General features: G+C 63.8%; 6 protein-coding genes. 3 read left to right on the top strand and 3 right to left on the bottom strand.

Translation table 11 applies throughout. The annotated features are described in order from the left end of the window. From B3098_RS10085 to B3098_RS10075, 3 genes are all read left to right on the top strand, one after another. The coding region (locus tag B3098_RS10085; RefSeq protein WP_286895729.1) for an Ig-like domain-containing protein at positions 1–3,685 on the top strand (3,685 nt) is incomplete at its 5' end. 104 nt (positions 3,686–3,789) lie between these two features. Beyond that, positions 3,790–4,473 (top strand): transglutaminase-like cysteine peptidase, encoded by a 684-nt coding sequence (locus B3098_RS10080; RefSeq protein ID WP_286895728.1) that lies wholly within the window; start codon positions 3,790–3,792, stop codon positions 4,471–4,473. Between the two features lie 17 nt (positions 4,474–4,490). Continuing rightward, entirely contained in the window at positions 4,491–6,452 is a 1,962-nt protein-coding gene (locus B3098_RS10075; protein ID WP_286895726.1) for a bifunctional diguanylate cyclase/phosphodiesterase, read from the top strand. Between the two features lie 130 nt (positions 6,453–6,582). Here the strand turns inward: B3098_RS10075 and B3098_RS10070 are convergent, their stop codons facing one another. The 3 genes from B3098_RS10070 to B3098_RS10060 are packed head-to-tail and all read right to left on the bottom strand — an operon-like array spanning position 6,583 to position 9,949. Next, positions 6,583–7,422: a M48 family metallopeptidase gene (locus B3098_RS10070; protein WP_175125005.1), complete on the bottom strand. Its 840-nt coding sequence runs from the start codon at positions 7,420–7,422 to the stop codon at positions 6,583–6,585. 37 nt (positions 7,423–7,459) lie between these two features. Then, positions 7,460–8,530, bottom strand: coding sequence for a chorismate synthase (gene aroC / locus B3098_RS10065; protein ID WP_286895722.1), 1,071 nt, complete (start codon positions 8,528–8,530; stop codon positions 7,460–7,462). Positions 8,531–8,566: 36 nt separating this feature from the next. Then, positions 8,567–9,949: a putative bifunctional diguanylate cyclase/phosphodiesterase gene (locus B3098_RS10060; RefSeq protein WP_175125007.1), complete on the bottom strand. Its 1,383-nt coding sequence runs from the start codon at positions 9,947–9,949 to the stop codon at positions 8,567–8,569. Positions 9,950–10,355: the final 406 nt, after the last annotated feature.

Below are 10,355 nucleotides of genomic sequence, written 5' to 3'. Positions count from 1 at the left end.
CCTGGTCATCCAGATCATCGATACCGCTCCGATCGCCAAGAACGATTCGGCCTCGGTCACCGAAGACACCACGACGCCGATCTCCGGCAATGTCCTGACCAACGACACGCTCGGCGCTGACAGCACCACCGTCGTGATCACGACGACCGACGCCAAGTACGGCAAGCTGGTCGACAACGGCAACGGCACGTGGTCGTACCAACTGAACAACGGCCTGCCCGCGGTTCAAGCGCTCAACAACGGTGATACCCTTACCGAAACCATCCGCTACACCATCACGGATGCGGACGGCGACAAGAGCGAAGCCGTGCTGACGATCACCATCAACGGCAAGACCGATGGTCCTCCGGTCGTCACGCCCGTCGACACCGACGGCAACGCCACCAGCGCCCACAACAGCGTGGTGGAAGCCTCCGGTGCAACCGTCTCGGGTTCGATTGGCGTATCCGCCGAGGCCGGCATCACCGCCGTCACGGTCGCTGGCCGCGACGTCACCGGCGCGAGCGCTGCCAATCCGGTCGTCATCACGACTGAAAAGGGCATCCTGACCGTCACCGGCTACAACGCCGCGACGGGCGTCATCTCCTACTCGTATAAGGAAACCGGCGGCGCCGACAATCACTCGGCGGGCGATGACTCGGTGCGTGACAACTTCACGGTCAAGGTCACTGATCTGGCTGGCAAGAGCACCAGCAATGACCTGGTCATCCAGATCATCGACACCGCTCCGATCGCCAAGAACGATTCGGCCTCGGTCACCGAAGACACCACGACGCCGATCTCCGGCAATGTCCTGACCAACGACACGCTCGGCGCTGACAGCACCACCGTCGTGATCACGACGACGGATGCCAAGTACGGCAAGCTGGTCGACAACGGCAACGGCACGTGGTCGTACCAACTGAACAACGGCCTGCCCGCAGTTCAGGCCTTGAACAACGGCCAAACGCTAACCGAAACCATCCGCTACACCATCACCGATGCGGACGGCGACAAGAGCGAAGCGACCCTGACCATTACGATCAACGGCACCAACGACGCGCCGGTCCTGCAAGCCCACACGAAGGAGATTCTGGAAGACCAGACCGCCACCGGCAACGTGCTCCAAGGCGCGACCGACGTAGACAGCATGACACTGACCGTCACCGAGTTCACGGTGAATGGCGTGCGCTACGAAGCAGGCAAGACGGCCACCATTGCCGGCATCGGCACCCTGCTGATCGGCGCCAATGGCAGCTACACGTTCAAGCCGGACGCCAACTGGAACGGCGATGTGCCGCAGGTGAAGTACACGGTGTCCGACGGCGCGGCCTCGACGACGTCCACGCTGGATATTGACGTGCTGCCGGTCAACGATGCCCCGGTGTCGCAAGACGCCACGGGCAACGTCACGGAAGGCAAGACCTACACCTTCGGTTCGGGCGACTTCGCATTCTCCGACCCGGTGGAAGGCCACGCCATCAAGTCGGTGATCATCGACTCCCTGCCGACGGGCGGCACGCTGATGCTCAACGGCAAGGCTGTCACTCCGGGCCAGGAAATCAGCGCCGCGGACATCCAGGCAGGCAAGCTGGTGTTCCAGGCCGCCGCCACCAATGTCGGCGAGAACGCGGGCTCCACCTTCGACTTCCGCGTCAAGGACACGGGCGGCACGGCCAACGGCGGTCAGGACACTTCCGCGCAGCAGACGTTCAAGCTGCACGTGGACCAGTTCGTCGGCGGCATCAACACCAACGACACGGTCAAGGGCGGCACGGGCAACGACGTGCTGCTGGGCGACCAGGGCGGCATGGTGAAGAACGTGACGCCGGGCACCAGCTACAACATCGCTCTCGTGCTGGATCTGTCCGGCTCGATGAATGACAAGTGGGGCAGCGGCTCCGCCGAAGAGACTCGACTGGCTACCGCCAAGAAGGCACTGCGCTCGTTGCTGGAAGGCCTGGTCGACCACGATGGCACGATCAATATCTCGTTGATCACGTTCAAGGGGACCACTAGCACGCTGCAGACGTCGATTTCCGATCTCGACAACAGCAATATCGACCAGATCGTCAACAAGATCCTGGGCTTGAGCGCCAGTGGAAACACCCCGTACGGCGCGGCCTTCAATGAAGCGACCGACTGGTTTGATGACCAGCCCAAGGTGGATGCCTACGGCAAACCGTACCAAAACCTGACGTTCTTCCTGACGGACGGTGAACCCACGGACAACACCTCGTCACGCGACAAGGAGTTCGCCGAGCTGGCCAAAATTAGTCAGGTTCACGGAATTGGCATCGGCGACGGCGTGTCCGTATCCACGTTGGATAAGTATGACAATACCGGCGGACACTTCACGAGCGGGGAAACGACCTACGCCAATTTTGAAACCAACCAAGGCCTGAACAGTTTGAGCGGCTGGGTAAAGTCCGGCACCGGAACAGTCGAAAAATATGATGCGGGTTTCTTGTGGTTCAACGACTACAAGATGCGCATCACCGATACGAATGCGAATGGGCAAGCCGTCACGGTGTCAATGGCCGACACGCAAAAGATGACTGTCACGGCTGCAACTGGCGCGTCCTTCGCCTTCACTGCTTCATTGGGCAATCAAAGTTCCGGTGATACCTTTGAATGGCGGCTGCTTATGAAGGTAGGCTCGGAATGGACGGTCGTTGAAAGGGGTAACCAGACCGAAACCAGAACGGGAATCCATGGGCCGGGAGAATATCGGTTTGAATTTGCGGTGAATGACAACAGTGCGGGCCGCGCATTCTACGTCGACATCGACAACATTCGGTCATACACGTCGGGCTACATCGGTGAGTCTCAAGTGGTGCGGAACCCGTCGGACTTGGAATCAGCTTTGGTGGGTGGAAGCACAACAAGCGAGCCCGCGAGCGTCGGCAACGACAAGATCTACGGCGGCGACGGTTCGGACATCCTGTTCGGCGATGCGATCAACACGGATCAGTTGCCGTGGGGCGTCAATGGCAACCCCGCCAAACCGGACGACTATGCCGACGGCTCCGGGCTGGATGGTCTGAAGCTGTTCCTGCTGCTGAAGAACGGCACGCAGCCGACGGACGCCGATCTGCACAAGTTCATCTCGGAGAACCACGGTCTGTTCGACGTGCAGGGCGACACCCGCGGCGGCAATGACGAGTTGCACGGTGGTTCGGGCAACGACATCCTCTACGGTCAGGGCGGCGACGACATCCTGTACGGCGATGACGGCAACGACATCCTGTACGGCGGTGCGGGCAAAGACACGCTGTACGGTGGCGCCGGCAATGACGTTCTCATCGGCGGCAAGGGTGACGACATCCTGCACGGCGGCGACGGAAGCGACACGTTCAAGTGGGAATTCGGCGATCAGGGCACGACGGCAAAGCCGGCCGTGGACGTGATCAAGGATTTCTCGATCATCCGTGCCGTCGACGGCGGAGACGTGCTGGATCTGCGCGACATGCTGCAAGGCGAAAAGGATGGCACGCTGACCCAGTACCTGCACTTCTCGAAGGACCCTGCCAACAGCGCCAACACGGTCATCGAAATCAGCACCGACGGCAAGATCGGCCAAGGTGCGGACCAGAAGATCATTCTGGAGAACGTCGATCTGACCAACGGCGGCAAGCTGGCAACGGATCAGGCCATCATCAATGACCTGCTGCAGAAGGGTAAGTTGAACGTCGATCACAGCTAAGCATCGACCTCGCGGGGAAGGCCGCCCGGCCTTCCCCGTCCCGCACGGCGCATATTTTTCAACGGCGCAATCTGAGACGCCGAAAAAATGTGAAAATCCGTTTCATGCCCTCAACCCGTCGTTTTCGTAGCGCGCTGACTCTGTGCCGTGTGGCGCTGCTATGCCTGGCTTGCGGGTGGAGCGGCAGCTCGGCGCTGGAGATCAACACCGACAGGCTGCAAAACCTGTCGTCCAGCCGCTATGGCGCCAAGGGCGCAAAGTCCGTATCGAACTGGCTGCAACTGCTGCGCAGCCCGGCCCCCGCAACCGACCGCGACCGTCTCACCGTCGCCAACGACTTCTGGAACCGCGCCCTGCTCTCCGGCGAGGATTCCCTTATCTGGAAGCAAGCCGATTACTGGGCCACGCCATTGGAGTCGCTAGGCAAAGGCGCCGGCGATTGCGAAGACTACGTCATCGGCAAGTATTTCACCCTGCTCTCGATGGGCGTGCCGGCCAACAAGCTGCGCTTCATCTACGTGCGCGCCCGCATCGGCGGCGCGGCCAGCAGCAGCCAGGTGGCCCACATGGTGCTGGGCTATTACGAAACCCCGAATGCCGTCCCGCTGGTGCTGGACAGCCTGATCTCAACCATCCTGCCGGCTACGCAGCGGCGCGACCTGACGCCGGTTTTCAGTTTCAACGCCGACGGCGTCTACGTGGACGGCAAAGCGGCCGCGCCCGTCGACCGCCTTAGCCGCTGGCGCGACCTACTTCAACGCATGGAACGGGAAGGCATCCGCCCCTGATGTCCGGAAACAAGACTATGTCCATACTTCGTCAGCTACTGCTCAGTGTGACCCTCGCCATCAGCGTGATTTTGCTGGGGACGCTGGCGCTCAGCGTCAATTCGGCGCGCGAGTACCTGTCGGGCCAGCTTCAGGTGCAAAGCACCGATGCGGCCGTCTCCCTGGCCCTGTCCCTGTCGCAACCGGCGAACAACGATCCGGTCGTGCAGGAACTGCTGGTCTCGGCGCTTTACGACGGCGGGCACTTCTCGCTGGTGCGCCTGACGGACCCCGACGGCAAGGTCCTGATCGAACGCAAGTCGACCGCCACCGCCGCGTCCGTGCCGGCGTGGTTTCAGGCGCTGGCGCCGCTGGACAGCCAGGCGGCCAGCCACGCGGTCAGCGACGGCTGGCGGCAGATCGGCGAAGTCACCCTGATCGCCAACGACGCCTACGCCTGGGAAGCCTTGTGGCGCAGCAGCCTGAAGATGATCGCGCTGGTCGTGGGCGCGGGCATCCTGTGGGCCATGTTTGCCTTTGTGCTGGTCGGATGGATCAAGAACCGCCTCCTGCGCGAGATCAGCGACCACGTCCGCGGCATCGGCCGCGACACGCCGGGCGAACAGGTCGAGGCGCGCGTGCCAGAGTTGTCCGGGGTGGTGCAGGCGTTGAACCAGACGCGCGAACGCATCCATGCCAGCGTCGAAGAACAGAACGCAAAGATCGAGTCGCTGGAACTGGAGCTGAACCAGGATCCGGTCACCGGCCTGCCCAACCGCAAATACTTCGTCAACGAATTCCGCCGTGCGCTGGAAACCCGGCCCGCGGCGGGAACGCCGCGGATCGACGGCGGGCACGTGCTGGTGTTCCGCCAGCGCGATCTGGCCGACCTGAACCGCCACATGCCGCGCGAATTCATCGACCAGTGGCTGCGCACCGCGTGCGAACGCATCCAGGGCACGCTCAAGCGCATGCACGTCGCCGCCCCCATGCTGGCGCGGCTGAATGGGTCGGACTTTGCGCTGCTGCTGCCCGGCTGCGCGGCGCCGCAGGCCATGATGGTGGCCGAGCAGGTGCGCGCGGATCTGCATGCCTCGCGTATCCCGGTTGGTGAGGGCCATCTTTGCCGCTGGGCGCAGGCCATGACCGATTACGGCCACGGCAGCCAGGCCGGCGCCGTGCTGGCCCGCCTGGACTTTGGCCTGATGCGCGCCGAAAGCGCCGGCAACGACCAGGTCGTGATCGCGGGCGCCACCGACATGCAGTCGCCGTCGGAAGCGGGCGAACGCGCCTGGAAGGACGCCATTCAGACGGCGTTGGAGAACCGGCAGTTCGAACTGTCCACCGAACCCTTGCTGGCGCTGGATGGGCGCACCGTGCGCACCGAAGCCATGCTGATGCTGCGCACAGCGCCCGACCAGGAACCGATCCCCGCCACGCTCTTCATTCCGCCGGCCGTGCGGCTGGACCTGGTGGCGGAATGCGATCTGGAATCCGTGCGGCTTGGCCTGGAATGGCTGGCCGGCCATTCGGGCGAACTTGCCGTGCGCGTGGCGCTGCCCTCTTTGCGCGGCCAGAAGTTCCTGCGCCAGCTTGCACTGCTGCTGACCGAAAACCGGCCGCTGGCGCGCCGCCTGTACGTGGAAATCGACGCGCACGGGCTGGTGGAATACCACGAGCAGATCACCGCCTTTGCGCGTGTCGCAGCGGAATTTGGCGCACACATCGGCGTGCGCCGCCTGGCGCAGCAATTCGGCGCGGTGGCGCAATTGCACACGCTGCCGCTGTCTTACGTGAAATTGGGCGGGGGATTCGTGGGCGGAATGTCGCAGAGCCCGGGTAGCCAGCAGTTGACGGCGTCGGTGCTGGAAACGGCCCGTTCGCTGGGAATTGCCGTTTACGCGGAAGACGTGCCGGACGCGGAGACGCAGCGCATTCTGCACGGCCTGGGCATCGAGATCATGCGCGGCCAGGGCGTCAAGACGGCGAGCGCCTTGTAAGTCGAAGGAATACCGCAAGGGCCTGCGGTTGGGGGATCAGACAGGCCCCACCGCCAGGCAAGGACCATGGAAAACGGCCCGCGCAGGCATTGCCGCGCGGGCCGCGTCGTCAGCGTAACGCCTTGCCGTCTTAACGCGCGGCCTGACCCTTGGACTGTTCGTAAAGCGGCATCACTTTCTGCGAAGCCGATTGCAGATCACTGATGCGCGAGGCGGCCGACGGGTGGGTCGACAAGATCTCGGGCGGGGCACTGCCTTGGCTGGCCGCGCCCATCTTCTGCCACAGCGTCACAGCGGCGCGCGGGTCGTAGCCCGCCCTGGCCGCCAGTTCCACGCCCATCCGGTCCGCCTCGGTCTCGTGCGTACGGCTGTTGGGCAAAGTGAACATCACGCTGGTCAACTCACCGCCCAGGTCCGACGCCGCCTTGGATCCCGTGGCAATGGACAACACCTGCAAGCCCAGATTGGTCGCCATCTGCTGGGACACGCGCTCGCGCGCATGTTCGCGCAGCGCGTGGGCGATTTCGTGGCCCAGCACCGCGGCCAGCTCATCGTCGGTCGGTTTGATCTGCGAAATCAGGCCGGTGTAGACGGCGATCTTGCCGCCCGGCATGCACCAGGCGTTGACCTCGTCGCTGGACAGCACGTGGACTTCCCATTTCCAGTTGGCCGCATCGGGACGGAACACGCCGGCCTGCGCGATCAGGCGCTGCGAGATCTCGCGCACGCGCGCCACTTGCTTGGCGTCGCGATCCAGCAGGCCCTTGGACTTGGCCTCCTGCAGGATGTCGGCGTACTGCTGGTTTGCTTCCTGTTCCAGCGCCTGCGCCGGCACCATCGTGGACATGTATTGCTTGCGGTCAACGCCCACGGCGCCTGACTGCGTGGTGTTCATGCTGGTGCAGCCGGCCAGCACGGCCAGCGACAGCACGGCCCCGGCATTGCGCAGAAAATGACGCTTCTGTTTCATGTCGGCCTCCAAGCCAATTCAACTACGGGAAAACGTATCAGACGGGCGCCGCGCCGCACTGACCGCGATGGCGCAGCGCGTGGTCGATCAGCACAAGCGCCAGCATGGCTTCGGCGATGGGCGTGGCGCGGATGCCCACGCACGGGTCGTGGCGGCCCAGCGTCTGCACCATCACCGGCTCGTTGGCGCGGTTGACCGAGCGGCGCTCGACGCGGATGCTCGACGTGGGTTTGATCGCGAGCGACACGGTGATGGGCTGGCCGGTCGAAATGCCGCCCAGCACGCCGCCGGCGTGGTTGCTCAGGAAGCCCTCGGGCGTGATCTCGTCGCCATGTTCCGAGCCGCGCTGCGTGATGCAGTCGAAACCCGCGCCAATGGAAACGCCCTTGACCGCGTTCAGGCCCATCATGACGTGGGCGATGTCGGCGTCCAGGCGGTCGTAGATGGGTTCGCCCCAGCCTGCCGGCAGGTTCTCTGCCACGACTTCGATGCGCGCGCCGATGGAATCGCCGTCCCGGCGCAACTGGTCCATATAGGCTTCCAGTTCGGGGACGACCTCGGCGTTGGGGGCATAGAAGGGATTGTTGGGCACTTCGTCCCACGAAAGGAACGGGATGGCGACAGGCCCCAGCTGGCTCATGTAGCCGCGCACCTTGACGCCGTATTGCTCGGCCAGCCACTTCTTGGCGATGGCGCCGGCCGCCACGGTGGGCGCCGTCAGCCGGGCCGAGGAACGTCCGCCGCCGCGCGGGTCGCGCACGCCAAATTTGCGCCAGTAGGCGAAGTCGGCGTGGCCCGGACGGAAGGTGTCCTCGATGTTGGAGTAGTCCTTGCTGCGCGCGTCGGTATTGCGGATCAGCAGTCCGATGGGCGTGCCGGTAGTGACCCCGTTATAGACGCCGGACAGGATCTCGACCTGGTCGGCTTCCTGGCGCTGCGTCACGTGGCGCGAGGTGCCCGGGCGGCGGCGATCCAGTTCGTACTGGATGTCGGATGCGTCCAGGGCCAGTCCCGGAGGACAGCCGTCCACGACACAACCGATGGCCGGCCCGTGGGATTCGCCGAAATTCGTGACGGTAAAAAGAGTACCTAGGGTATTGCCGGGCATAAGGAGTCAACAGGTCGGGTTTGCAAGCAACCCCGATTATGACACCGCCGCGGCCAAAGCCTGGATTTCAGCGGCGGGCGCCGGCCGCCCCAGCAGAAAGCCCTGCATCACGCGGCATCCCAACGACTTCAGGATTTCGCGCTGCCCTTCGGTTTCGACGCCTTCGGCCACGACCGGCAGGTGCATGGCCTGGCACAAGCCGAACAGCGCAGAGACCACCTCGCGGCTGCCGGCGTCCGATTCCAGGGCGGAAATGAAGCTGCGGTCGATCTTGACCCAGTCGATGGGCAGATGGCGCAGATGGTTCAGGCTGGAATAGCCGCAACCAAAGTCATCCAGCGCCACCCCGATGCCCATGTCGCGCAGCGTGTTCAGGATCTTCACGTGCCGCTCGTAGTGCAGGATGAAGATGGATTCGGTGATCTCCAGCACCAGCTTGCGCGGCGACAGCCGGGCCGCCGCCAGCACGTCCGATACAAGCTGGACCAACCCGTCCTCGTTCATCTGCTTGACCGACAGGTTCACGTGGACGCGCCACGCCGACGGCCAGAGCGCAGCCTGCGTGCAGGCGCGCTCCAGGATCCAGGCGCCCAGCGGCACGATCAGTCCGCTGCGTTCGGCCAATTCGATTGTCACGGCGGGCGACACGCTGCCCAGCACGGGGTGATGCCAGCGCAGCAGCGCCTCGCACCCCTGCACCACGCCGGTCGCACTGTCGCAGACCGGCTGGTAATAGAGTTCAAACTGCTCCATGGCCGGTGTCGTCAGCGCCAGCCTCAGGTCATTTTCCAGGCCCTGCTGATCCCGCTGCCGCGCCAGCAGCCGGAAGTCGAAGAGGTTCCAGCCCTCGCCGCCGCGGTCCTTGAGGGGCACCATCGCCACCTGCACGCAGCGTTGCAGCTCCTCGACACTGCGGCCGTGGGCGGGATACAGCGCCGCGCCAATCCGGAAGACGGCAATCAGGGGACGGGCGCCCAGTTCATAAGGCGCGCTCAGGTCGGCCAGCAGCTTGGCGGACACTTGGGCAGCCCCCTCCTCGTCCACGCCGGGGACACAGACGGTGAACGAATCGGCCCCGGAGCGCGCGGCCATCCCACCGAGCGCGCGTGCGACCAGGCTGATGCGATCGGCCACCTGCACCAGCAATGCCTGGTCTTCGCCGGCGCGCAGCATGGCGCTGATCTGCGCGTAGTGCTCGAAACTGACGAGAAAAAAGGCGCCGCGGCGCGTCGTACCCTGGGGTTGGCCCAGCCAGGTACGCACGCGACGATGCAACTCCTGTTGGCTGAGGAGGCCGGTCAGTTCATCCCGCGTCAGGCGGCGGCGCAGCGCGCGGTCCCGGCGGAAGAACAGCAGACTGATCGCTGCAAGTGCGCCCGCGAGCGTCAGGCACAGTGCGAGCAGGTAACTCTCACGCACGGAGCCCCCCTATCCAAACGCCCCCGGCGTTGCGGCCCGATCACGGGCCCGGGGGCTGTAACATATTTTAAATTATGCATTGTTTTCGCAAAAAAACGCCACATTTCGGAGGCAACGCGCCTCCTTCTCCTGACTTTCTTCGGATCCTATTTTGCTCGCAGCGGTCATGGCGGGGTCCCGGATTGGCGATCTTTGGCCGGTCCTTTCGCCACGCCTCGACCCATCTACGACACCGCAACCCCAAAAATTAATACGCAGTGTCTCAATAGTTCTCAAAGGGCCAATTCTCACGAGCGAAATAATTGCACACCTTGTCGGATACGACCGAGCATTTCGTAATATTCTGTGCGTTCTGTGACAGGTCCCAGTACCGTGACACCGCTGCTGGCTGTTGTTTCGTAACGTG

The sequence above is a fragment of the Achromobacter sp. UBA2119 genome (assembly GCF_002331005.1).
In the GTDB taxonomy this organism is placed as follows: Bacteria; Pseudomonadota; Gammaproteobacteria; order Burkholderiales; family Burkholderiaceae_B; genus Achromobacter; species Achromobacter animicus.
This window is presented reverse-complemented; position numbering and strand designations above follow the sequence as displayed.

Bases quoted from the DNA above. Each gene is read 5' to 3' on its own strand.
- B3098_RS10080 (WP_286895728.1), top strand. From the start codon at position 3,790: ATGCCCTCAACCCGTCGTTTTCGTAGCGCGCTGACTCTGTGCCGTGTG.
- aroC (WP_286895722.1), bottom strand. From the start codon at position 8,530: ATGCCCGGCAATACCCTAGGTACTCTTTTTACCGTCACGAATTTCGGC.
- B3098_RS10075 (WP_286895726.1), top strand. From the start codon at position 4,491: ATGTCCATACTTCGTCAGCTACTGCTCAGTGTGACCCTCGCCATCAGC.
- B3098_RS10070 (WP_175125005.1), bottom strand. From the start codon at position 7,422: ATGAAACAGAAGCGTCATTTTCTGCGCAATGCCGGGGCCGTGCTGTCG.